This window comes from Dictyobacter alpinus, assembly GCF_003967575.1.
Lineage (GTDB): Bacteria > Chloroflexota > Ktedonobacteria > Ktedonobacterales > Ktedonobacteraceae > Dictyobacter > Dictyobacter alpinus.
In genome coordinates this window covers 1,719,220-1,744,017 of the sequence record NZ_BIFT01000002.1, presented here as the reverse complement: position 1 = coordinate 1,744,017, position 24,798 = coordinate 1,719,220, and the positions used below count along the sequence as shown (strand labels likewise).

The window sequence follows — 24,798 nt, the reverse complement described above, 5'->3', positions numbered from 1 at the left end:
CCTCTAGAAACTCTACTCACCCGGGTGAATCTGGCGTTGAGAAACGCAGAAAGAGCCGCAATTATGAAAATTGCGGCTCTTTCTGCATTCTTGTGCTATTGCGGGGATTTGTCGGCAGTGCTGACAAATCCCCGCAATAGCACAAGAAAAGTCTGTTTGATACCGCAGGTATCAAACAGACCTGAATACTTACTTTATGTTATTATACGAACTTCTATATTGCATACTAACGCATAAACATATAGAAAACTATCAAAGCTACAACTATAATAATAAATACAATCCAGAGTATAATACTTTCAGTTTTGGACGATTTTGCCATCTGTCGACTGACACGTTCTGAACGGATTCTAGCACTTTCTTCAGCTGTAAAAGGATTCGGTTTTTGCATTGGTTCCATCCTTTGCTTTTCTTAACTGACTATTATTGCAATTAGCTTTTATAAATATTACATTATGCTATAAAATCTTGTCAAGGGTAATGAAGCTGTATTTTCTTGTGGATCATTATGTAGAGAGGATTCTTACCTCTTGCCAGCCATAAAAATACATCATACAATGAGCTTGATTTAAAGCGTATATCTGGTAACAAAGAAGTCAAAAAGCTATATATTGATATGTATGTATTTATGGGTATTGTAATCAGCTGATTTTGTCAACAGTAAGGAGCAGATATGCAACTGGCCTTCCTTGTAGGTATCACAACACTCTGCATTACAGTTTTTGTGTACCTCTGGTTAGCAGGTTTAGAAAAGACCAGGAAAACAACGATCCTGGCTGGACAAAGTTTTGTACCAGGCACGACCCCTATTTCTCGGACCTCAGTTGCAGATGCGGATACAGCTTCGTGGGAAGAGACTGCGACAGGCCATTTATCTTCTCCAGATGCGCTATCTTTATCGGCTTCGATATCTACCTCTGCTTCAGCATCAGGATCAAATGGGGGCGGTCAATCGTCATCCTCGCTATCAGCGCCTGAAACTGAGCTTTCTTCAGCCGATCACCTTGACATTCCCGTCTGGCAACGTAAGAGATCTTTGGATGAGATGAGCAGGAATAGTTTTCAGCTTGAAGATACGGTCGTTTTGCAGACTCCGTCACCAGCGCCTCTTGATAGTGAGTCCTATTATTTGCTTAAGCGCAGGCTGTGCATTACTTATAGTCGTCGGCTTCCTGCAGGAAAAGCTTGCTATATTTCAATCAAGATTGCTGGAGATCTGAATGATCTTTCCGCAATGTCCAGAAGTCAGCATACGACCTTGCAAGCGGCACCTAATAACTGGTTGCAGATCAATGCGCAGGATCCTACGCCAGTATTACAGGCAGAACTGCACTTTGTTGAAGGTGAATTTAGTTGTAGCCGGAAAGTGCTACGGCATCGTTTGCATAGACACGATGAAACCGAATTCCAGTTTGTCGTGAAACCACTAAAGGATGAGGACTGTCTTGTGACGGTTGAACTGTTCTATATGCGTGAAACGGCTTCGACAGCATCTCAAAATGAGACACAGATAGTTGCGGAAAAGGTTCTACTGGCCAATCTGGTCATTACTGCTACCAGTTTCTTTGGCCTTCATGCGGGACAGCTAGAACTGGTGAAGCGACTGGTAAGCATTGCGGGTGTCTTATTACTGCTTTTTCTGGCGATTCACGATGGACAATTTGTGACTAATTGTGATACCAGCCAGCTTAATTGTACAACCGATAGCAGTAAGTTATTAGAGTACTTTATCCTGATACTCGCAAACATTGCCAGTATACCTATGCTGGATGCACTCAATGCTCGCATCTCCACCTCACGCTATTGATGAGTGCAGGGTAGACGAAGAGGCTGAAGATAGCTTATCCTATACAAGAAGAAGACGTTTTCTTTTTTGTTAGGAGATCAATGCATGATCGATGTCTGTGTTATTGGGATTTCAGGTTTTGGGGATACGCATTATCATGATCTGGTGCGTGGGGTTGAGCATGGTTCTGTGCGCCTGTTGGGAGCGACCGTGATTAATCAGGATGAGGAGGTAGAGAAATGCCAGCGTTTGCGCTCTCTTGGTTGTGAGCTTTTTACGGATTATACGGAGATGCTGGAGCGTTTTAAGGGCCAGTGTGACATTTGCTTTATTCCTACTGGTATCCCTCTTCATGCTGTAATGACGGTGGCGGCTTTGCAGGCAGGCGCGAATGTATTTGTAGAAAAGCCTGCTGCCGCCACTATTCAGGAAGTACGAGCCATGCAGTCCTGCGCGACTGAAATGGGACGTTTTGTGGCAGTTGGTTTTCAAACTATGTATGCTCGCGAAACATTCTGGATGAAGCGTGCTATCTTAAAGCAAGAGATTGGCACCCTACAAGCGATTAAATGTTATGCTCTCTGGCCACGGCTAGATAATTATTATACACGTAATAACTGGGCTGGCCGTCTGAAAATAGCTGGGAAATGGATTCTTGATTCACCTTTTAGTAATGCGGTGGCGCATCAATTAAATATGCTGTGTTTTCTAGCAGGGAGCGAGTTAACTAGATCGGCCTCTTTAAAAAGTATCCAGGCCGAACTATATCGTGGACATGAAATTGAGAGTACGGATACGGCTTGCTTGCGTGTCCTTACCGATACTGAGGTTCCGCTGTACTTTCTGGTGACGCACTGTTCTGAAGAACTGGCTGGACCTGAAATTGTCGTTCGTGGTGATCGCGGTGAGATTCATTGGACCACTCATCGTGTAACTATCACGCGGGCCAATGGTACGCATGAAGAGCGTGAATGTGATACGGGTCAGGAACTGCGCGATCGTTTGATGGAGCATCTCATACATAAGGTATCCGATCCTGATAGCTTTGTCTGTGATCTCGATATTGCAGGTGCGCACGTACGCAGTTTTAATGGTGCCCATGAATCCTCATCTATTCATCAGCTAGATGCTCCATTAATACAACGTTACTCAGAAGCTGGATCCGTTAAGACTGTTATTGAGAATATTGATACTATTATTCGTGAAGCTTTTGTCGAGGAGAAACTATTTAGTGAGCTGAATGTTCCCTGGTCTCAGCCAGGCAAGATAGTTTCTTTGTCGCACTACGACTATTTCCCCAAAGACTGATTGGAAGATACAAGAAGGGCATGTCCTATCCATGCCCTTCTTGTATCTTTTATGTTCTAGAATCTAGACAACCAGGATAGGATCGCCGGCAGGTATAAAATGCATAGCGATATCTTCTAATTGAGGCTGTAACCATTCTATTAGATAGTGCATACCAGCTTCTTCACTGGTGGCGTGTCCAAGAATAATCAGCGCCTTGTTGTGTCCTGTCGCGATGGCGTCGCGCACATATTCGCAGGCCTGCCACTCGACAGTTTCACCACAGAGCACGACATCCAGGTCCGCCATGTGCAGGGCCTTGATCTGATTTTGGCCACCGATTGCTCCCAGCAGCATACCGACCCGCTCACAGGGCATATTGAGATCTCCCACCACACGCAGAGTAGGACGTGACAATTTTTGCTTGAGTTCCCCAATTAATCCTGATACCGTAGTGGGAGGAATGTGGACCACATACCGATTGTCCGTATGCTCAAAGCCTTCCCAGTCCAGGGCTTTTTCAACCCCGACTTGAATGCCATCTGGCTCATGCATATGCCAGTAATCATGGAAACGCCAAATCGTCAGATTATGCTCCTCAATGAAGGCCCGCTTGGCTGTATAGACTGGATCATCGCCGAGCCATGCGGTATTATCTCGATGCTCATAGAAGGTTGGCTCGTGGGTGATGATAAAATTGGCGTTGCGCGCGACTGCTTGTTTCAAAACATCCATGCTGGCGGTGAATGTGGTCACAATACCTGTAATTTCTCTTTTTGCATCACCACATTTAATGGTATCAACAGAATCTACTAGCGGTGCCCCTGGTATCCTGGCCACGATGAGATCAATGACCTCTTGAATAGTCTTTGACATACCTGTCTTCCTCTTGGTTGTACTGACCCATGCCAGAAAACACATCTGCTCTGGCCATGGATAGATAGTATTCGCGAATGCCTTACGCTTATAGCATAGCATGTTCTGATTACTGTCCTCCCGGATGAGCATAAAATATTTATGTAATTTTGAGGTATTTATGGCATTGGTAAGATCTAAAAATGTTATACTCGTGGAGGATATACCAGAGGATAAAAGCACTGGAGATGTTTTTTTGCCTATCACTATAATTTTTATAGGAAGGAGTTACATCATGCAAACTCAAAGCGCACGACTCAGCGATGAGGAAATTCAAGTGCGGCTATTAGGAATTTCTGATTGGCAATTAGAGCGAGGTGAATTGCAAAGTACATTCTCACTGGCTTCTTTTCCACAGGCGATCTTTTTTGTTGATGCGATTGCGCATATTGCGGAAGTTGAGCAGCATCATCCTGATATTGGCATTGCTTATGATAAGGTAACTCTGCGCATAGCGACACATTCTGCGGGTGGTATTACAGAGAAAGATTTTAAGCTTGCCCGCCGCGTTAACCAGCTCTGGCAGGTATTGAGTGCTTTGTAAGTAACAGTTTATTTGTCATTTGTGCTTTCATGGATACGTTTTCAGGCAACTTTGAAAACGTATCCATTTTGCTAGATACTACAAGTACTTTATATTGATGTGTTAGCATATATGCAGGTGCAACGTTTCTTTCTTACCCGAAGGAATACAATGCACCATCTCAAGAATATGCAAGTTATTCTGCGCAAGGAGTTTTTAATTATGGCTTCATCGACTACTGGTAAAGTTCAGGTGGGAGATAAAGCACCTGACTTTACATTACCAACTCAGGATGGGCGTATGGTGAGTTTAAAGGACTATTGGGGTCAGCAGGCGATAGTGCTCTATTTTTATCCTAAGGATGATACCCCCGGCTGTACAGCCGAGGCCTGCGCCTTTCGGGATAGTTATGAAGTATTTAAGGATGCTGGTGCCGAGGTGCTTGGTGTGAGCTCTGATTCTGTCGCTGCTCATCAAAAATTTGCCACGAAGCATCGCTTGCCTTTTCTTTTATTGAGCGATAAAGATGGATCTGTGAGAAAGGCATACGGTGCCGTTTCTGTGCTTGGTCTGTTACCAGGACGGGTAACATATGTGATTGATAAAGAAGGTATTGTACGCCATGTCTTTTCTTCTCAATTTGCTGCTGAGCAGCATATCGGTGAGGCCCTGTCAACCTTAAAAGCTGAGAAATAAGTATGTAGAAGCTGTTTTTTAAATGATGATGTGCGCCACAGCATACCATAGTACACTCTGGCGCACATCGTCATTAAGTCATATGAGAGCACCGTTGATGCTCCATACTTAGCAAGTATGAAGGTCAAGGGCAGCAAAGACTATCTCAAGTCTATTTGCTTGTTTCGACTGTGGGCTTTTCTGTGCTTGCGGGCATTGTTTGTTCTGCACTAGGTGCTTTGCCAGCATTTTGTCCGCGTGCCACGCGCTCCAATTCGAGTTGTGAGCGCTCTTTTTGACGGCGCGCACGTCGAATATCAATCAGCTTATTCCAGGCTTTATAGAGGATAGGATTATAGATATAGTCCTGTGTGTTGATTACCAGTCGGGAGAAGCCGTCAAAACCTTTTTTAAATTCATAGACACCCCACATCTCTTCACCAGGCTTCAAAATATTCGGGATCGCGCGGAAATCGAAGAAGCTACAGCCGTGCTCTCTGGCCCATAGGAAGCAATGATATTGGATCAGGTAGGTTGCTTTAAGATTGCGCTTACTATTGGTAGAACCACCAAACATATCCCAGCACCAATCGCCCATTTTGATCAGCATTTTGGTGGCGATTGCTTCTCCATCGTGTTCGGCCAGGAAGAGTACCGCCTGTCCACGCTTTTGATAGCGTGTGAACATTTCTTTATGATAATCTTTGCCATGAATAAAGAAGTCATCGCGCTCACCTGTGACAGAGAGAATATTATAATAGGTATCAAAGTCCGCGTCTGTGGTTGCCTCACGGATGGTAACACCTTTTCTCTGTGATGAGCGTACATTTTGCCGCCAGGTCATCTTAAAGTTGGCGAGCAGAGTCTCTGGATCTGGTCGTAGATCAAGGACCCAGCTGCGGCGCGAGACACCTGTGTGGGTATTTGTGTGAAATCCCAGCCTCTTGAAAGCACTGAGCCACTCCTCAACGCGGGCATCATCGTCTGGAATATTTGGATCTATGCGCAGGACAATGGCATGTTCCTTGCGGGCAATTCCCTGGGCATGCTTGACCAGAGCGGGCAGAGCGGGCGAATCTGGTCCCTCTAATACTGGACCACGAATACAGTAAAGGTAATTCAAGTGTAACACTGGCAAGGGGATCGCAACTGCATGTAACTGCATAACGCCGATCAATTGTCCATCTACCAGTGCTCCTAGCCGATAGACACGCGTTTTAAGATACTGATTGAGTTCTCCCCATTCATACGATTGCATAAGATGTACATATTGTTGTTGACTTACGAAGGCATTCCACTGCTCTCGGTCTGTAATCTCTTGAATAGTTATATGAGTTGATGTATTCATGATAGATAATACTTTCCGCTGAATTATGGATTGATACCGATGTTCCTTACAATAGACACGTGCATAACTGTTCAACACAATATGATTCGGTGCACTTTTTGACATCTTATACTCATTGCTTGATGCCTGCTTCCAGGGTGGTCTTGTGCGCAGAGGTAGCGCAAATCTTCTGCGCAGATTCCTACATGCTAACGTCTTTCTATCATTCTTCACTTTGTCATCACTTCAGTTGAGCCGCTGCCCTGGTATAGGACGACAAGCTATGCCATATAGCTCTGTTGACATGAAGCACAACATCCTAAAAAAACGCTCATTCTGCTTTGTTCGTGTTCTCTGCCCTTGTGACTATCTTCTTCTGCTTCGCACCGTGAATCTCTCTGTGCTACAGAACAGTTATTCTTTCAGCACTTTATTTGTATACCATATTTCATAGCTGAACCGATAGCAGACAGAACTTTTGGATTATCCCGGGACGCGTATTCGTAGGGATTGGGCTGTAATCAAAAATCTGCTTTTTCGACACAGCCGTTAAAAAGCGCGGCGAATACTCGCTATAGCTTAATTGACGCTGTGGCTGCTTAGGTTTTATGCATCATGGTAGGGGATAGTCGGCTCCTTCTTTTGAAGATGAACGCTATGGTGAGTGATTTTTTGCGGCTTATCAGTCGATTGCAGATAAAGCGTATTGCATGACTATTTTTTCGCTTTAATGGCGAGAAAATTGGCCTGCGTATATAGTGATAGTACGTGTTTTCCTTTGAGGTTATGCGATATGGTTAGACATGGCTTGTTGCTTGAACTTAGAGAATGCTACGTTCAGGCTGGAATGATGCTTTGCGTGTGGATGTTACCGCTAGGATGAAGTGTCGGCACTAAAACGGACTTTCTCGGTAAAACCATTGGACTTTACTTAGTTGCGCCGGTTAAGCTACATTATTTTTCTCTCATTTTTTGTGTATCGGTAGTAACTAGTAGTAAGTCTTTACCCTAAAACACATTGTTCAACGTCTTGATTCTATAAATTGAACTGTGTGTGCATTGACAGTGCTTTTACTATGAGTGCATAAAAATTGGAAATGCCACCATTTTTACACTCACATAAGACAGTTCAGTTATTGAATAGCAGATTCGTAGATGACATCATAGTGTTATATAGTGGAAGAGTATTTGTTAAGTACCAAAGGAGGTCAAATAATGGCCAGACATAAACAGACAGATACTAGCGAACCCCGTAAAATGACGGATACCGAAATGGGCGGCGACTTGCTCACGGTACGTGAGGTTGCTCGTCACTTAAGAGTTGATGATACAACGGTTCGTCGCTGGATCAAGTCTGGCGCACTAGAAGCCGTGGCGCTCCCACATAGTGGTAAGCGTTGTGGCTATCGTGTACGCAAGAACACCCTCGACGCCTTATTCAACACTGGAACCCCATCGACAGTTTAGTCGCCTGTTAAACATCATCTGATAGAAAAGTTTGATACAAGGGGCGGCGAGCCCCTTGACCTGGAGGGCCAGAGGCCGAGGCACGGCCTCTCTCCCTCCCCATACCCGCCCGCGTAGCGGGCGAACAACCCATAGCGGAAGAGGAGCAACACCTCCAGGTGTTACTCCTCTTCCGCTATGATTTGATATTTTAGAAACCTTTGCGTTTAACTAGTTATCCCATATCAGGTGGGTCTTGATTTATGCTGGTGTTTTTTATAGCTCAGCTTATGAGCCCGGTAATTGACGCCATGGAAATAGATAGAAAAATGCTACATAAAGAACTGCAGAAGAGTATTCATAGTAAGGAGAGTCTGCATGATGCCATGGATAACCGCTATAGGCGGCATCGTTTTATCCGATCTTGTTTTGAGCGGTGACAACGCTCTGATCATAGGAGCCGCCGCTGCCGGTCTCCCGCGTGGTCAACGCGGTTGGGCCATTGTTATTGGAGGTGGTGGGGCTATCATCCTGCGTATTCTCTTCGCCATTGCTGCAACAAAGCTATTACAAGTCCCTCTATTAGGTGCTTTTGGTGGCCTTATTTTGTTGGTAATCGCGATCCGATTACTACTAGATAGAAGTAAAGAATCCAAAAAATCTGATACAGAGAAACAACATGATCAGGAGGTTTTGACCCAGAAAGGTGCGAGCAGCCTCTGGGCTTCGCTGGCTACCATTCTCATTGCCGATGCTACTATGAGTCTGGACAATATTCTGGCGGTCGGCGCGCTGGCTGAAGGTAATATTCCTTTCCTGGTTATTGGCTTAATTCTTAGTATCGCCATCCTATTAGCGGGAAGCTCACTGATAGCCAATTTAATGGATCGATTGCCATGGCTATTAGATGTGGCTTGTATGGTACTTGCCTGGACAGCGGCCCATATATTACTGGGTGATGATAGCTTACAAGGGTTTTTTGACTCATTACCCTGGTTACAGTTTGTCGCTCCGGCCATCACAATTGCTATTGTGTTTGCTGCTGATCTTTATCTACGTAAACGCGATAGTGATAGTCAGGAAAAGCATGTTGCTTCATAGCATGTGATTATGATTTGCAGTGTGGAGGCGGTCAGGCACTGGTATTTTTATTGTCCAGGTGCGCATATATAAACATCACACGATCTGTATGTTTTGCTTATAACCCTTGCCGTCCTCCAAATGCTGCCCCTTGTTCCTCTCCTTTTTTCTTCGTGCAAGCATTTCCCACAAAGTCATTATTGCCAATGTATTCATGTTTTTGTTGCCAAAATCGTTCCCTTATGGTAAATTGCTTGTTTTATGATGTATTGCGAACCATGGGCACTGCCCATGGTTCGCAATACATCATAAACGTTTGTAAGAATGGTTTATATGTTTTACGTATATTTGGTCGGAGAGGACTGAGGAATATGATTATTGCCAGTTGGATGTGATGGATAGGCGCCGTTTGACTGTGAAATTGGTGACCGGGTGTAAGCCAGCGTTTTGCCTTGTAGGGAGGCGATGAGCGGATCAATCGCGGTCTGTGTGAATGGTATGCGCGGTGATAGGCGTTGTTGTTCGGCTGTTTGTACCGCACGGACAGATGAGTAGACGGCGCGCTCAACGCGTTGTAGTTCTTTTTCGGCCAGGACTGCTCGCTGTAGGCGTACAAGGAGGGTGTTTAAAGCACGCGCGATTTGCCAGAGCGAATTATCCTGCGTCAAAGGTGCTCGTGCATTGAGATTTCCGTTGGCAATGGCGACATGTGTCTGAAGGATCTTTTCGATTCCTTCCTCTAACTCACGTTTCTGATCTCCTAATGCGTGCTCCAGAGTGGCGACCATTTCTGCACGGTCAGCGCGGGCAATGGCTTTTGTTGTGCTCTTGACCCAGACGTATGAAACACCGGCAACGATGAATTGGAGCGCAATTGGCCGAATCAAGGTTGGAATAAATTGGGTTCTCATATCTAGATCAAAGAACATAGTATGGGGCTGATAAAGCAAACTGGCTACTATAATGGCACTATTGAAGAGGGCGAAGATAAACACACTGCGCACTGGTAAGAGGGAGACTGCGAGGAGTTCACCCATAATATACAGGTCATATAGCTGAATACTGGGCTCATCCAGGGGTGTAATAAGGGCGAGTGCCAGGGTTAGCATCAGCTCAAACATAATTACGACCGTCAGCGCCGCGATCAACGCATGACCACGTTTATTGATGATGAGGGCGACAAGCGCCGAGATAACCAGTCCTGCGTCGGCCCAGACTATCGCGGGCTGAGGCAGTAACAGACAGCAAGGTAGAAACACAACAACTACAATGGTATAGAAAAATAGCACTGTACTTAGAAGTTGTGACTTACGGACCGTCTCACGTTTGACAAAACTGGCATTTGGGCCGACTTCCGGCATAGATGTTGACTTATACCACCATTGAACTAACGAAAATTTTGTGGCAATCTTTGATTTATTGGTATAGCCTGGGGACCAATCCTGTTGTGGTCGGGGCGTTTCGGGAGATAAAAAATTTTCCATGATGAATTCCCTTCCTACATTACACCAAAATGATTATCTGTTTCATCGACAAAAGGACGCGTAGAGCCTCTTCAGTAACTGCAGGCGCTAGAGGCGATTTAGATTTGATTTCTTCTATGCTGATGACACCATCAATCAAATCGTAGACAATCGATAGCATGAGTTTTTGTCTGGATGTCCATCCCTCTAGCATCTCCAGGTTAAGGGGAGCAATTGTTTTTGGGATGGGCGAATTCGGTGTCGGACGCATAGGTATGACGATGTTTGGATTTGCCGCAGGTGGAGCTGGATTTGGTGAGAGCGTCCATTCGAAAGGACCACGCTCACTATCGACTCTAATAAGAAGACCCTGGTCTGTTGTATGACGTCGACCTTCCTTGTCTTCTATATAGCAAGTGATAATCTTGCCTTCAACCAGGTGCAAAAAACCCTTACAACGTCCACGAATGCCTGGTACATGCTGTATCTCTGCTTGTAACAGTCCATTTTTTCGGTACCGCTCGAACAATGCAAGGCTGAACTCGAGGCCAAGACTTGCATCAATGTTGTCTTTTCCCACAATGCACCTTTATAGGATACTTAGTCTGGCAACTGCTATATGCCACCTTTCACTTTTTACTTATATTCTTGTGTTATTCTTAATAGCCTCTTGTATAGCAAGAACATTTTCTATTGATGCCACAAGAATAATCAGGTCACAGACAAAAATGTAACATAAAATCATCTATAATGCTATTAATTATGTATTAATAAGTGTGTATATATAACCCCTGCTCTTATTTGGCACCTGTGGCGTCGTGTTGGAGGTGTGGAGTGTGTGGTGCACAGCCGTGCACCACACACTCCACACCTGAAAGACTATCTATCTCATCGCTTGTTAGTGACCCCCCCGGGCTGATGAAGTACTTGTTTGGAAATAGACAATTCTCTGGACTCCTGCTGTTTTTGTGTGGCCTGATAGGATCTGATGACGGTAGGTTGTATGGTATCTTTAGATCAAGATGTTGTATGAGAATTAGTGTAGGAGGAGATTCTGATGGCACAATGGCGTGAAGATACTGTGATGGCTAATGGTATCCATGTTCATTATACGCAAGCCGGTGAGCTTACTAAACCTGCTATTATTTTGTTGCATGGTGTGACGGATAGTGGGCTGTGCTGGACCCATGTGGCTCATGCGTTAGAGCAGGATTATCGGGTAATTATGCCTGATGCTCGTGGCCATGGACGTTCTGATAGGGTGACCGGCGAATTTTCTACGGAGATGTTGGCTGATGATGTTGCTGGTTTGATCCAGGTTCTGCAGCTTGAGGAACCTATCTTGCTTGGCCACTCGATGGGTGGAATGACGGCCCTGACTGTGGCTGCCAGGTATCCGAACCTGGTTCGAGCTATCCTTTTGGAAGATCCGCCCATTATAGATCGCTCACCTCAACAAGCAGAGGCTGGTTCCAGATCTTCACAGATGGTACATTGGCTGACTGGTTTAAAAGCTATGACCAGGGATGAACTGCTTGTTCATGTTCGAGCTGACAATCCTACCTGGCCTGAAGAGGATTATGTGCCCTGGGTTGATTCAAAGATTGATGTTGATCCAGCGGTCTTTCAAAGTATTGCAGGAATCTCACGGAGCTGGCGCGAACTGGCCGCGGATATTACATGTCCTGTGCTCCTGGTTATCGGGGACGTTGAGCGGCGTGCAATTGTGACTCCTGAGGCTGCTCAAGAGGCGCTGCGCTACTGGGCACAGGGTAAAGTCGTGCATATTGCTGAAGCTGGCCACAATATTCGTCGCGATAACTATCCCGATTTTATGCATGCGGTACAAGCTTTCCTTTCTACAATAAGATAGAGCTTTGTGCTGACTGTTCAACGGCCGTTGAACAGTCAGCACAAAGCTCTATTCTGCGTACTACAATCTTTCATACTTAGTAACAATTAGGATTACGACGTGTCCATTCAATGCTATCAATCTTGTCTCTGCTATCAATACCCCAACGTAGAGCAGCAAGATCTAACAGAATGATTGCTACCAAAAAGTACATGATCTCCATGGCTATGCCTCTTTCATGATATTGTCTTAAAAAATGATTTCAATAAATTTAACTACTTGTCTACTACCCTTGTATTAAGTATATTCGTATGTTACTATCAAGTCAAGGAAAGGTTTTTGATGATATGCATCGAAAAAAATGATAAGAGGTAGTGATGGAATTACGTCAATTATTTACGTTTCGGATGGTAGCAACCACGTTAAGTTTTAGTCGAACGGCCCAGACTCTCAATTATGTGCAGTCGAGTGTGACCGCTCAGATGCAAGCATTAGAAGAGGAATTAGGTGTACGGCTCTTTGACCGCCTGGGGAAGCGTATCGCCCTGACGGATGCTGGCAAGCGCTTCCTTCCTTATGCTGAAAAAATCCTCACCCTCTCGGATGAGGCGCGGCTGGCGGTGATCGATGGGAATGTTCCCAGTGGCACGATTACCATTAGTGCGCCTGAAACACTGTGTATCTATCGATTGCCGATGCTATTGCGCACGTTTCGTGACCGTTTTCCTGAGGTAAGGCTCATTTTTCGGCCTGAACCATTTGAAGATATACGACGCTCAGTGAACGAGGGTGCCGTTGATGTAGCTTTTATTATTGATGAACCTCAACATTCAACTTCCCTGATGATCGAGTCACTCATACCCGAACCTCTGCAAATTCTGGTATCGGCCGACCATAGATTGGTGAAACTCCCCTTTATTACAGCTAAAGATCTAGAGGGTGAACCATTTTTGCTCACAGAAGCTGGTTGTAGTTATCGTATTGTGTTTGAGCGGGCCCTTAGCGAGCAAGGTATTCATGCCACGACCAATTTAGAGTTTCGCAGTGTGGAAGCCATCAAACAATGTGTAATGGCTTCGATGGGAATTGCTTTTCTACCGACAGTCACGGTGGCGCAGGAAATCGCTCAAGGGCGCCTGGTCGCTTTGCATTGGCCTGACCATACATTTCAGGTGGCTACCCAGGTGTTATGGCATAAAGAAAAGTGGCTTTCGCCCGCGCTGGATGCCTTTTTAGCCGTGAGCCGCGAAGTTCTGGGTGAGCAAGCCATGATGACTGCTGTGCACCCTTGATGGGGTGAATCCTGTTCTGATTCTGGTGTTGTTCTATAAATCCAGGTAAAATACCTTGACAAAAATCCTTCGCCGATGTATTATAGATATATCGATAACGTATCGATGATACATCGTTACTATGAAAGGATTTTTAAACGATGAGAACATTAAACACAACATATGGAACAGGATTTAATCCGTTTCGCCATGTTCACGAACATGGCTGGCAGATGTCTATGGATCGACACGGACCCCATAGAGAAGATGCGTTTGGACCTGAACGGCGTGGTCGCCATGAGCGTCGTGGGCCTGAAGCTGAGGAATTTGGACACCATGGTCGACGTGGCCATGAACAACATGAAGAGGGACATCATGGGCCTGAGCGACGTGGTCGTGGACATCGAGATGAGCCCCCCTTTGGTCTGGAGCGACCTGGCCGTCATGGACGTCGTGGTGATCGTGGTGGTCCCAGAATTGGACGTGGTGATGTACGTTCCGCAATTCTGTTGCTGCTAGCAGAACAGCCATCTCATGGCTATCAAATCATCCAGCAGGTGAACGAGCGTAGTGGTGGTATCTGGCAGCCCAGTCCTGGATCTGTCTATCCAGCGCTACAGATGTTAGAGGATGAAGGTCTGGTAGTAGCAAACGAGCAGGACGGTCGACGCGTATTCCAGTTGACTGATACAGGACGCTCCTATGTAGAGGGCCATCAGGATGAGTTGAATACTGTCTGGAAGTCTGTTACTGATACTGTTGATGATAGCGAGATAGCATTACAGGATCTTTTCCAGCAAGTGGGTAAAGCCTTGCGAACGGTAGTTAATGAAGGTACCGCGACCCAGATTAGCTCAGCCCGTGAACTGCTAAGCAGTACTCGCCGGCAACTGTACTTGATCCTGGCTGGTGAGGATGCCACTTCTGACAATGATCGCCCATAATGTGTGTTCATCAGAGAACATCACCTGTGGAAGTGATATTCTCTGATTTCAGGGTCAACGAGATGGCGGGATCCTTCCCTTTTGCAATCAGGATACCTTCGTCATCTTGCCTTTGTCGGCAGCACCGGCGTTGGCCTTAGCCTCTGCGCGATTGCTTTCCATTTCTGCGACCGTTTTGACATGCAGGCGGGCGGCTCCTTCAGTCTCTATGGTTTTGACGCGCGTCCCATTTTTGACAGCCGCTTCAAGACGGGCTTTGGCCTGTGGAATCTCTTTTTGATATTGTGGAAGCCACTGGGCTTGAGCGATAAGGAGCTCATCGGTCATCTGCCAGACTTCTTCAGGATTGCAGACGGCACCAACCAGTGGATCATGGAGCATGGATTGCTTGAGCAAGGTCACATCGCCATGGACGGCTGCCTCCATGCCCATCTGTTGTACGCGTACACTGGCGGAACAGGTGGCGGCGCAGGCCAGCGGTAGATCGCCAACCACTGGCATATTGATGCCAGTTCTATCCACATAACCAGGAATCTCAATCACGCAGCCATCAGGTAGATTTGTGATGTGTTGCTGATTGACAACATTAAAATGCCCACGATACACACGACCGGTCTCCATGGCCTCAATAATATATGAGCCATGTTCCTCACTGCGTTTCGCTGCGCTAATCGGCTGGGGCTCTTCTTTAAGCCAGTTAGGGAAATCGGTCTCAAACCAGTTTCGTCCTTCAGTCGTGACGCGCAGGTAGCCACCAGTCTCCCCATTGATCCAGTTTGAAAGATCGATCCATTGGGAAATCTCGTTGGTGCGCTTGCGGTACCATGGGAGGTATTCGCTGAGGTGGCCATTGGATTCGGTGCTATAGTAACCGAAACGGCGCAGAACATCGATACGGACCTTTTCGGTCTGTGGAAATTGTGGATGGGCCTCAAATAGCTCTAACAGGCGTGGAAGCATATCCATGCCACGCCAGTTTACCTTGATGAACCAGGTCTGGTGGTTGATACCAGCGGCGATAACGTCTACGTCTCGGCGGTGTATATGCTCATTTTCTTTGAGTAAGCCTTCTTTTTTCGCCCAGAGTTCGATGCAGGTGGTAATCTGCCAGTGCGCGCCCTGAACACCGTGGCATAGACCGACCGTGTTGACACCACCATATTGATTGCAGGCCCAGACGTTCATGGCCATAGGATTTGAATAGTTGAGGAAGAGGGCTCCAGGTTTTGCTACCTCGCGAATATCCTGACAGAAATCCAACAGAGCAGGAATGGTGCGCTGCGCATACATCAAGCCGCCAGCGCAGAGTGTGTCACCCACACATTGATCCACGCCATATTTAAGCGGAATATCGATGTCAGTCTGGAAAGCTGGCAGTCCACCCTGGCGAATAGTGCTGATCACATAATCACTGTCCGCTACGGCAGCGCGTCGATCGGTTGTAGTGGTAATGCTGGCAGGCAAGTTGCTAGCCGCAATCTCACGCTCGCATAATTGCTTGACCATTTCGAGGTTCTTCTCAGAAATATCCGTGAAGGCAAATGTCGTATTGGCAAGCTCGGGTACGGCTAAAATATCACGTAATAGTGTACGTGTAAAGCCGATAGAACCTGCGCCAATCATCGCAATTTTAATCGCCAATTGTTTTCTCCTTTGAATCGCTGAGTCCTGCAACGAGTAAGTCGTCTATGTCTGTATTGCATCGCACCTCATCAACTACCAGGCGTGATAAAAATAGAGCTGGGATATTTTCTTGTGATGTAACAATGTAACATCTTTATGAAGGATATCCACTATAATCTTTGGCGCTTGAAGCAATTGTAACTTTATAAGCGATGTTTTGTCAATGGTTTATGCTTGACAGAAAATATTTCTTATGCGATAGTAATTGATACATTGTTACAATTGTACATAGAATATTATGTAGACTCAACAATATAAAAGAGGTAGGTAGGATTATGGTGACAAGTGAGCAAGTAGCTCGGCTGGCGGGTGTTTCGCGGGCCACGGTATCGCGTGTTCTGAATGGATCAACTGCTGTGAGCGAGGAAACAAAAAAGCGTATCTATGAGGCTATCGCGACGCTTGGCTATGGTATAAATACCTTTACACCGGTCGCCCCTCCGGGCCGTTCACGTCTCATCGCACTGGCCTTGTTCGGGAGTGAAGATGGTTCGAATTTTTCGCAGATGACGATGACGCAATGCCATTTTTATCTAGAACTATTGCAATATATCGAGCGCTCGGTCGCACGTGCCGGTTATGATCTTTTCCTTCCTGCACGTCCTTATAGCGCATTCGCGGACACAGATGATCCTGCATTAAATTATGTCTTATCTTTGCAAGCTCGGGGCATTGAAGGCGTGATTACTGTGGCCCTGCGTGCAGATGATCCGCGTATCCAGAGCCTATGCACTTCCGTGCTACCAGCGGTATTTATTGATAATCTTTTTCAAGGCCAGCACGTGACGTATGTAAAGTCCGATTATATGGGTGGCGCTATTCTCGCGACTGAACATCTGCTGAAGTTGGGACATCGACGCATTGCTTTTTTTCCCGGGTCGCTTTTTTCGGTAACTGGAACAGAGCGTTTTGTGGGGCATCAGCAGGCACTTGGTCGCGCTGGCCTGTTTGTCAATCAACAGCTTGTTCGGCAGTCGGGCTGGGAGATGCAGGATGCATATGAGGCGGCCATGAAATTGTTACATGAGCGCCGCGATTTTACGGCTATTGTTGCTAACAGCGATATGCTGGCCTTTGGTATTTTGCGCGCCTTACGTGAACATAATATTCGTGTGCCTGAAGAGGTTTCAGTTATCGGATTTGATGATATTGATCGTAGTCAGTATGTTGATCCACCTTTGACTACCATTCAACAAGATAAACAGTCAATCGGTGAAGGTGCCGTAGATAGACTTCTCCAATTAGTTGATCAAAAAAATGCACTCGATCCGCTGATTGTTCCCACAAAATTAATTGTCCGAGCCTCGACCGGACCTGCCCCGGCTGAATAGCTTGGAATGCTATGCTATATTTATAGTTGCGTGATGTAATGGGAGCATTTCACAACTGTCTCTCATCCATATCGCATCAAGCAAGCAGTTCCGCAGGAATGTGGCTTCAGCTAGAATATTGGTGAATGCAGGTAGCTACTTATGACCACTAAAAGATCTCTCAAGAACGTTCTAAAAATTTTTGCAATTATTCTACTGGTAATCTTATTGGATGCAACCGTCAACCTGGAGTGGTCAATCAATGATGTTTTGCGGGTTGCAGGTGGTACTCAGCCCGGTATTCTTCAGCCTCCTACCCGCAATGCCTTTTTCTTCCAACTGGCTCCACCCTGGGGTTCTGCCGTTTTAGATGGTCAGCCGTTACTTACTTTGCCACAAAATAAAGCTGAAGCTCCTTTGAGTTTACCGATAGGTGAACATAGAGTCCAATGGCATGCCGAACCGTTTGGTACCCAGGAATGTATTTTTAGTGTACCGGTAACCTCTGAGGCCAGACATACCTGCCAGTTGACCAGTGTTGCTGATTCTTCAGATGCTAACGCTACTTATACTGTTAGTTTTGCCGTGCGACCAACATTGAACTCTCTATCTGTAGAGCAACGCAAGGCATTGATACAGGCCACCCAGAAGTATCTGGATACTTTGCAATCCCATGAAACGATTCAACCTGGAGAACCATTTCGCTACAATGCCAGTTCGCCTGCGTTAACTGCTACGAAACCGATTTCAGCGCACCTACGCTTTTTATTAGATACCGACACGACGACAATTGCTAACTGCCAGGGTCCATCGATTGGAACACAGTGCCGGGACGGGTTGGATCATGATTGTCGCTTATTTTGTACCCAATTCCTGGCACAGCCTGATCCTACCAATGCTAAACCAGCCTGGGAGGTTTTTGTGGTTACGCGACCAACCTGGGATTATCGGCAACCTGACGGATCACCGGTGTCTGCAGGACCACAAAAAGATCGTCTGGGTGATCAGCAGTATTCGTTATTGCGTATACTCTGGGATCAGGATGGCTGGCATGTGGAAGGCCATAAGCAGGGAGATAGTTCTTTTGATGATCCTAATTGTACATTGATGATCAGTCAGATCCTGGATTTTTCAACCTTGAGCTCCACAGACCCTGCTCCAAATAGTGATGCGCATCATATTACTATTAAACATTGGACGTTTGCTTCAGCTCAGAATAGGGCGCTGGGCTGTCTGTCGACGCTAACGGCCGCCAGGGCTGATGGATCATCAGTGCCTGCCTTGTTCTTATGGCGTTTTGGCGTCCTTTTGACTGCCAATCAAGCAGCCAGTTCTTTTGAGCCACATATTCCGCCTGCCCATCCCACGATCGGGCCAATAATTCAAGCCATCAAAGATCATCCCGCCTTTGTCTCTTAATTAACGCCAGGTGCAAGTTTTATGCCTCACACCTCGCGCCTACGGCTCTCGCTTGTTTTGAGGAGGAAAATGCCGAGGCGGTTGCGACCGCCTCGGCATTTTCCTCCTCAAAAGAGTGGGTATGTGGAAAAATTGCACATGACGTTAATTAAACAGGATCTTTTGCGTTTGCTGTCAAAAAATGAGCTTTGCTCATTTTTTGACAGCAAACGCAAAAGAAGGATGAGCCCTTCAGGGCTCGCGTGTGGCTGCTCGAATGATCCTTAGCGTGAATAGGAATCAATAACTCACCTTAGATAATGGCATAGACCAGTTTATTTTCTTTGCATAGATAAAAGACAAATGGCAACTTTTTGACGCTGACAAAAATCATCCAATAGCTTATACTGAGAATGCCCGCAATTGCATAGGTTCATGTCTCGTCAAAGAAAAAAGGGTTCCGGTTACATTTTTTTTGAGTAAAGGATAATCGCTGGTGGATGAGAAAGATACTACCCGTTTAGAGGCGTTTAGCGATGGAGTCTTCGCTGTCGCGATTACATTGCTTGTGCTGGATATCAAGCTACCTCACGCCGATGTTACTGGTAAATTGTTGGATAATAGTGAGCTCTGGCACGCGATATTTGAGCAATGGCCCACGCTCCTGGCATTTGTGAGCAGCTTTTTTACTATTGGCATTATGTGGTTAAATCACCATCGTATTTTCAAGCATATTAAGCATTTGGATACACCATTAATGTTTTTGAATATGCTACTTTTGATGATCATCGTGTTTATTCCTGTCCCAACTTCTTTATTGTCTGAATATATCATTTATCCCGATCAAAAAACTGCCGTACTCCTGTATAGTGGAACCTTTTTTGCCATGGCATTATGCTTCAATGTGCTCTGGCGTTATGCTTCTCATAAAGGCCGTCTACTGGGTAAGGACGCGGATATGGTTGGAGTGGAGCGCATCAGCCGGCAGTATCTCTTTGGTCCACTTGTCTATATTGTGGCATTGGGTATTGCCTGGATTAACACACCCGCCAGCCTTGTGTTTAACTTGCTACTTGCCATATTTTTTGCTCTTCCCGATACCCCTGTGAGGATCGGCAAGAAAGAGCCAGCGAATCAAAATCTTTATAAAGACGGTTGATAATAGCACCGACATGCGTTATCCCCTGACTATTCAGTATCCTTGCGAACTCGCAAACCTCGATCAGTCCTGGGTAGTTGCAAGGTAACGCATGTTGTATAGTTTAATCAATGTATCCGATTGGGAGAAGGCAAGAGTATGGGGTCACGTAAAACTGTGGAGGATGCACCCTCAAAACGGGCCGCAATTTTAGCGGCTGCACGCAAGCTTTTTGTGAAAAAGGGCTATGAAGAGACAACCATAGCTGATATTGCCAGTGCGGCAAATGTTGCTGTGGGCACAGTTTATCTGTATTTTCGTAATAAGCGTGATATCTATACGGGAATGGCGATAGATATAGAGGCTATGATCGCAGATGCCTTTGACGATCCATACCTGCTGACGATACCTTTTGCACAGATCCCCAAAACGTTGGTAGATGCGCTTTTCGCTGTAGGTCGTGCGCATATGAAATTGATTGCGTTTTTACAAATAGATATTCAATCAGATGAAGAACTTCTACAGCATAAGCATGTAAATGATCGTCTTTGTACTTCGCTTGAGACGATTTTTCAACTCGCCATTGAGCGCGGTGAGCTGGCACCATTTAATACTGCAATGTATGCGCAGATGCTTAATCTGTTGGGTGAGAATATCATGCACCAATGTTTCGCGGTGGAGAATGGTGAGCGTGAGGCTATGTACCATACTTACTTCCTTGAATTGTCTGAACGACTATTCTTTGGTCCTTCATTACAGACTGGTTATCCGCAGGTTGCTCCTAAAGGCTAAAATTGGCCCTTGCCGTTACAACTTTAGTTGTATCAATACGTAATCATTACTGAATGAAGTTCATTCATTTTTCATAAGCTCAGTGTGTATTGCGTTTTGTGTAGATTGGGAACCTTTTGATAAGGATGAACTGTATCAGGTAGTGTGTTTCTTTGCAGTAGATCTCTGTTGTTTACGGTTTTCACAGCTTGCAATATGTGTTTTTTCATAAGCAAATGGATGTATTTCATTTGTTAGTAAGCAAGGAGTAGCGATATGAGTCAGATTGATCAGCTAGACCAGGCTCTTCCTTATGAGGCGATCCCATATGTGCAAATGCCAGAAGATTATCAACTTCGGTTAGGAGAAGTGCTGGCAGATGCCTACGCGCAGCATGGTCCCATTTTTCGGGCCGCTTTCTTTGATATGCAAGATATTGTATACATGGTTGGTCCCGAGGCAAATCGTTTTGTGATGGTGAGTAATCGCCAGAAATTTTCTAACTATGTAGGGTGGGGCACGATCTTTTCTGTGGTAGATATGTTTGGGCGTGGCTTGCTGAGCATGGATGGAGCCGAACATGATCAACAGCGCAAAGTGATGAATCCGGCGTTTACTGTCAGCTATATGGATCGTTATTTGCCCCTGATGAATCGCGTCATTCGTGAGCAGGTAGCGACCTGGACAGAGCGCCCAGAGGTTAACATCTACGATGAGGCGCGCAAACTTACCTTTGCGGTGGCCGCAGAGGCTCTAACCAGCCTGAAAGCGGGCCATGAAGTCGATCGCTTTCGTGAACTTTATATGTCACTATTAGAAGCTCCTGCAACAATTACCACACAGGAAGAATTTTTAGAGCACTTAAAGCGCACGAATTATGAGATTGCTCAGCTTCTAGAGCCCAAGATTGAGGAGCGCCGTCAACATCCTGGTGATGATGTCTTTAGCTTGTTGGTCAATGCGCGCGATGCTCAGGGAAATGCGATGAGCAACGAGCAGATTATCGCCCATGTGAATATTCTCCTGATTGCTGGCCATGAAACCTCAACCAGTCTAAGTGCCTGGTTGCTCTACCTGCTCAATCAACATCCCGACTATACACAACGTATCCTTGTTGAGCAGGAACAGATTCTGGGTCAGAAAGCTGATCCTGGTCTGGATGATGTGAAGCGCATGAAGGTATTAGAGAACGCATTGAGCGAAGCCGAGCGCATGTATGCTCCTGTTCCTAATGGACCACGTGGCGTAACTGAAGATTTTGTCTTCAATGGATACCGGGTACCGGCCGGTTCATTCCTGTTTTATTCTATTATTGGCTCGCACATGCTTCCCAACATCTTCAAAGATCCAACAAAATTTGATCCCGACCGTTTTGCCGCCCCACGTGAAGAGCACAAAAAGAATCCTTATGCTCTGGTTGGATTTGGCGGTGGCCCCCGCATCTGTATTGGTATCAACTTTGCCCAGGTTGAAATCAAGGCCATGGTTTCTCATATTCTTCGCAACTATAAACTTGAATTGGTCCCAGACCAACACATCGCCCAGATGTATGGAGTAACAGGTCAGCCACAAAATGGTATCTATATGCACGTTAGCAAACAATAAGCGGTCGAGGTTATATGCAACAGGCGAGAAAGATTCAAATCTTTCTCGCCTGTTGCATATATGTAGCTCACGCAAATCATCTCTTATATACTATAGCCTTGAATTCTTGTTGCTAGTATGATAGCATATTAGTATAGTAGTATGCTAGCAACAAGAGAGGTAACTATGAAATCGGAGAAGCAACAGTTTAATGTCTATCTCACGCCTGAAACCGTTAAGGGTATGAAACATCGTTCAGTTGATGAGCAGCTTTCTCTTTCGGATCTGGTTGAACAAGTCTTTAGTGCTTATCTTTCAAATGGACAAGAGAATCAGGGTTTGGACTCTCATCCGAAGGCGGATGAAGCGACGATCCGTTTACAACCGATGTTACACGTCGATGATATGAGTAAAGCTGTGGACTTTTTCCGCCAGCTTGGTGCCACACTTCAAAATGGGAGTCGTGATGGTGACTGGTCTTTATTGAGCTTTGGTGCTGCTGAACTAAGTCTCCTGGCTCATCCGGCCAATCCAGAGCAGAATGAAGATAAACTTGAACTCAATTTTGAGTATACCGGTGCATTAGAAGAGTTAGAGAAAAATCTGCGTCAGGCGGGCACCTCTATTGTGCGTCCAACAGGTGATGAGGGCTTTGGCTATCAACTTCAAGTGGAAGGTCCTGATGGGATGTTAATTAAAATTAATCAGCTTGATCCCGACCTGTATCGTTAGAATAGAGTGTATGTGATCAGAAATTTTTTGTCATATACACCCATAAAACGACATAGCTATATTGAAAATCATGTCGTGTTCTATCCTTAATGTGTTATGATTGCAGAAACCCATAAAAATAAAGCGTCGATAATGGAAAAATGAGTCTGAACAATAGATGTATTGGTAGCGCTCATTTTTCCACAATCAACCATGAGGATTGGTTGCGGTTTTTCTGCATCGTGCTGTTGCGATGTAGGTGTCCATGCCCGGAGGTTTGCTATGGCTTTGCAGCCCTATAAGGATACCTATCATATATTTGACTCTGTCCCCCTGCCTCCTCTGCAATTAGTGCGCCAGCGCTTTCCACGGCCTCGTGCGCAAGATATTCCCGAAGCTGTCTCTTTAGCCCTGGCGTCACAAGCTGTAGCCACGCAGTTGAAGCCAGGCGCTAGAATCGCGATTGCGGTGGGGAGCAGAGGCATTGCTGATCTGCCCTTGATCATTCGCTCACTGATCACCAATCTAAAACATACGGGTGCTGAACCTTTTATTGTTCCAGCTATGGGGAGTCATGGGGGAGCAAGTGCGGAGGGACAGCGAGAGGTGGTAGAGAGTCTGGGTGTAACAGAGGCGTACTGTGGCGCTCCGATTATTTCGTCGATGGATGTGGATCAGCTTGGTTCTTTATCCAATGGCATGCCTGTCTATCTGGATCGTGCGGCCCATACTGCTGACGGCATCATTATTGTTAACCGTATCAAGCCACATACTGATTTTTCAGCGCCGATTGAGAGTGGTTTATCCAAGATGCTGGCGATTGGTCTGGGCAAGCATCAAGGGGCGCTGACAGTGCATTCATGGGGACTGAACGGACTTTGCGTGCAGGTGCCAGAGGTCGCAAAGTTTTCTGTCGCACATGCACCGATCCTGTGTGGACTCGCGGTTATTGAGAACGCGTATGATGAGGTGGCTGAGATTGTCTGTGTGCCACCGGCTGGTATTGGTACTGAGGCTGAGCGCTTGCTTTCTGAGCGGGCACGATCATTGATGCCACGTTTACCCTGGGATGGATTGGATGTACTGGTAATTGATGAGCTAGGCAAAAACATCAGCGGTGCCGGTATGGATCCGAATATTATTGGGCGCATGCGTTGGGGTCCACAGAAAGAGACGGCGGTAGAGGTTACCGCGATCTCTGTGTTGCGCCTGACCGAACCTTCGCATGGAAATGCCATTGGGCTCGGACTGGCAGATTTTACCACGGCCCGGCTATATGAGCAAATTGATAGTCAATCTTTTTATATTAATAGTTTAACGGCTGGTGTGATCGCTTTGAACTCGTCCAAGGTGCCTGTGGTGCTAGAAACTGAACGCGAGGCGGTAGCGGCAGCGATTCGCAGTTGCGGACGTCCTGATGCAAATCAGGTGCAATTAGTGCGCATAAAAAATACACTGAGTCTGGAATATCTTCTGGCGAGTCCTGCCAGTCTGGCATCCATACGCTCTACTGCCGATGTTGAGTTGCTTGGATCCACTCAGCCTTTTTATCTGGCTGAAGACGGTACCTTACCGGCTTTTGAAGATATATTACGGCAGCTATCCTGACTAATTTTGATTCCTCCGTTTATCGT

Annotated in this window: 21 protein-coding genes; 16 read left to right on the top strand and 5 right to left on the bottom strand. The window is 46.0% G+C overall.

Annotated elements, in window-relative coordinates; all coding sequences use genetic code 11:
• Positions 1-673: 673 nt before the first annotated feature.
• Both EL633_RS29555 and EL633_RS29550 read left to right on the top strand, forming a co-directional pair.
• The gene (locus tag EL633_RS29555; RefSeq protein WP_126630819.1) at positions 674-1,807 is read left to right on the top strand and encodes a hypothetical protein; all 1,134 of its coding nucleotides are present in this window, start codon (positions 674-676) and stop codon (positions 1,805-1,807) included.
• Between the two features lie 84 nt (positions 1,808-1,891).
• Positions 1,892-3,094, top strand: a complete 1,203-nt coding sequence (locus EL633_RS29550; protein WP_126630818.1) for a Gfo/Idh/MocA family protein — start codon at positions 1,892-1,894, stop codon at positions 3,092-3,094.
• A gap of 63 nt (positions 3,095-3,157) precedes the next feature.
• Here the strand turns inward: EL633_RS29550 and EL633_RS29545 are convergent, their stop codons facing one another.
• Positions 3,158-3,949: a Nif3-like dinuclear metal center hexameric protein gene (locus EL633_RS29545; protein WP_161982533.1), complete on the bottom strand. Its 792-nt coding sequence runs from the start codon at positions 3,947-3,949 to the stop codon at positions 3,158-3,160.
• 274 nt (positions 3,950-4,223) lie between these two features.
• Here EL633_RS29545 and EL633_RS29540 point away from each other — a divergent pair, with 274 nt between their 5' ends.
• Positions 4,224-4,532, top strand: a complete 309-nt coding sequence (locus tag EL633_RS29540) for a 4a-hydroxytetrahydrobiopterin dehydratase (protein ID WP_126630816.1) — start codon at positions 4,224-4,226, stop codon at positions 4,530-4,532.
• 201 nt (positions 4,533-4,733) lie between these two features.
• Positions 4,734-5,207, top strand: a complete 474-nt coding sequence (locus EL633_RS29535; RefSeq protein WP_126630815.1) for a peroxiredoxin — start codon at positions 4,734-4,736, stop codon at positions 5,205-5,207.
• 151 nt (positions 5,208-5,358) lie between these two features.
• Here EL633_RS29535 and EL633_RS29530 read toward each other — a convergent pair whose 3' ends face one another.
• The gene (locus EL633_RS29530; protein WP_161982532.1) at positions 5,359-6,534 is read right to left on the bottom strand and encodes a lipid II:glycine glycyltransferase FemX; all 1,176 of its coding nucleotides are present in this window, start codon (positions 6,532-6,534) and stop codon (positions 5,359-5,361) included.
• A gap of 1,194 nt (positions 6,535-7,728) precedes the next feature.
• On the opposite strand from EL633_RS29530, the gene EL633_RS29525 reads away from it, so the two are divergent.
• Both EL633_RS29525 and EL633_RS29520 read left to right on the top strand, forming a co-directional pair.
• A complete protein-coding gene (locus tag EL633_RS29525) occupies positions 7,729-7,980 on the top strand; it encodes a helix-turn-helix domain-containing protein (protein WP_246039291.1) in 252 nt (83 codons plus the stop codon).
• Between the two features lie 357 nt (positions 7,981-8,337).
• On the top strand, positions 8,338-9,060 hold the full coding sequence (locus EL633_RS29520) for a YjbE family putative metal transport protein (protein ID WP_126630813.1): 723 nt from the start codon (positions 8,338-8,340) through the stop codon (positions 9,058-9,060).
• Positions 9,061-9,377: 317 nt separating this feature from the next.
• Here EL633_RS29520 and EL633_RS29515 read toward each other — a convergent pair whose 3' ends face one another.
• Entirely contained in the window at positions 9,378-10,523 is a 1,146-nt protein-coding gene (locus tag EL633_RS29515) for a methyl-accepting chemotaxis protein (protein WP_126630812.1), read from the bottom strand.
• Between the two features lie 19 nt (positions 10,524-10,542).
• A complete protein-coding gene (locus tag EL633_RS29510; protein WP_126630811.1) occupies positions 10,543-11,082 on the bottom strand; it encodes a hypothetical protein in 540 nt (179 codons plus the stop codon).
• 477 nt (positions 11,083-11,559) lie between these two features.
• Between EL633_RS29510 and EL633_RS29505 the strand changes: the two genes are divergently transcribed.
• From EL633_RS29505 to EL633_RS29495, 3 genes are all read left to right on the top strand, one after another.
• On the top strand, positions 11,560-12,375 hold the full coding sequence (locus tag EL633_RS29505) for an alpha/beta fold hydrolase (protein ID WP_126630810.1): 816 nt from the start codon (positions 11,560-11,562) through the stop codon (positions 12,373-12,375).
• Positions 12,376-12,731: 356 nt separating this feature from the next.
• A complete protein-coding gene (locus EL633_RS29500; protein ID WP_126630809.1) occupies positions 12,732-13,646 on the top strand; it encodes a LysR family transcriptional regulator in 915 nt (304 codons plus the stop codon).
• 140 nt (positions 13,647-13,786) lie between these two features.
• On the top strand, positions 13,787-14,569 hold the full coding sequence (locus tag EL633_RS29495) for a PadR family transcriptional regulator (RefSeq protein ID WP_126630808.1): 783 nt from the start codon (positions 13,787-13,789) through the stop codon (positions 14,567-14,569).
• An 87-nt stretch (positions 14,570-14,656) separates the two neighbouring features.
• On the opposite strand, the gene EL633_RS29490 is transcribed toward EL633_RS29495, so the two are convergent.
• The gene (locus EL633_RS29490; RefSeq protein WP_126630807.1) at positions 14,657-16,210 is read right to left on the bottom strand and encodes an alpha-glucosidase/alpha-galactosidase; all 1,554 of its coding nucleotides are present in this window, start codon (positions 16,208-16,210) and stop codon (positions 14,657-14,659) included.
• Positions 16,211-16,527: 317 nt separating this feature from the next.
• On the opposite strand from EL633_RS29490, the gene EL633_RS29485 reads away from it, so the two are divergent.
• From EL633_RS29485 to EL633_RS29455, 7 genes are all read left to right on the top strand, one after another.
• Positions 16,528-17,583, top strand: a complete 1,056-nt coding sequence (locus tag EL633_RS29485) for a LacI family DNA-binding transcriptional regulator (protein WP_126630806.1) — start codon at positions 16,528-16,530, stop codon at positions 17,581-17,583.
• Between the two features lie 141 nt (positions 17,584-17,724).
• On the top strand, positions 17,725-18,981 hold the full coding sequence (locus EL633_RS29480) for a hypothetical protein (protein WP_126630805.1): 1,257 nt from the start codon (positions 17,725-17,727) through the stop codon (positions 18,979-18,981).
• 475 nt (positions 18,982-19,456) lie between these two features.
• Complete coding sequence (locus EL633_RS29475) at positions 19,457-20,119, top strand: TMEM175 family protein (RefSeq protein ID WP_218027611.1); 663 nt, start codon at positions 19,457-19,459, stop codon at positions 20,117-20,119.
• 138 nt (positions 20,120-20,257) lie between these two features.
• On the top strand, positions 20,258-20,890 hold the full coding sequence (locus tag EL633_RS29470) for a TetR/AcrR family transcriptional regulator (RefSeq protein WP_126630803.1): 633 nt from the start codon (positions 20,258-20,260) through the stop codon (positions 20,888-20,890).
• A 255-nt stretch (positions 20,891-21,145) separates the two neighbouring features.
• Complete coding sequence (locus EL633_RS29465) at positions 21,146-22,474, top strand: cytochrome P450 (protein ID WP_126630802.1); 1,329 nt, start codon at positions 21,146-21,148, stop codon at positions 22,472-22,474.
• Between the two features lie 165 nt (positions 22,475-22,639).
• On the top strand, positions 22,640-23,185 hold the full coding sequence (locus tag EL633_RS37370; RefSeq protein ID WP_218027610.1) for a VOC family protein: 546 nt from the start codon (positions 22,640-22,642) through the stop codon (positions 23,183-23,185).
• Between the two features lie 261 nt (positions 23,186-23,446).
• Positions 23,447-24,772: a nickel pincer cofactor-dependent isomerase, group 22 gene (locus tag EL633_RS29455; RefSeq protein WP_161982531.1), complete on the top strand. Its 1,326-nt coding sequence runs from the start codon at positions 23,447-23,449 to the stop codon at positions 24,770-24,772.
• Positions 24,773-24,798: the final 26 nt, after the last annotated feature.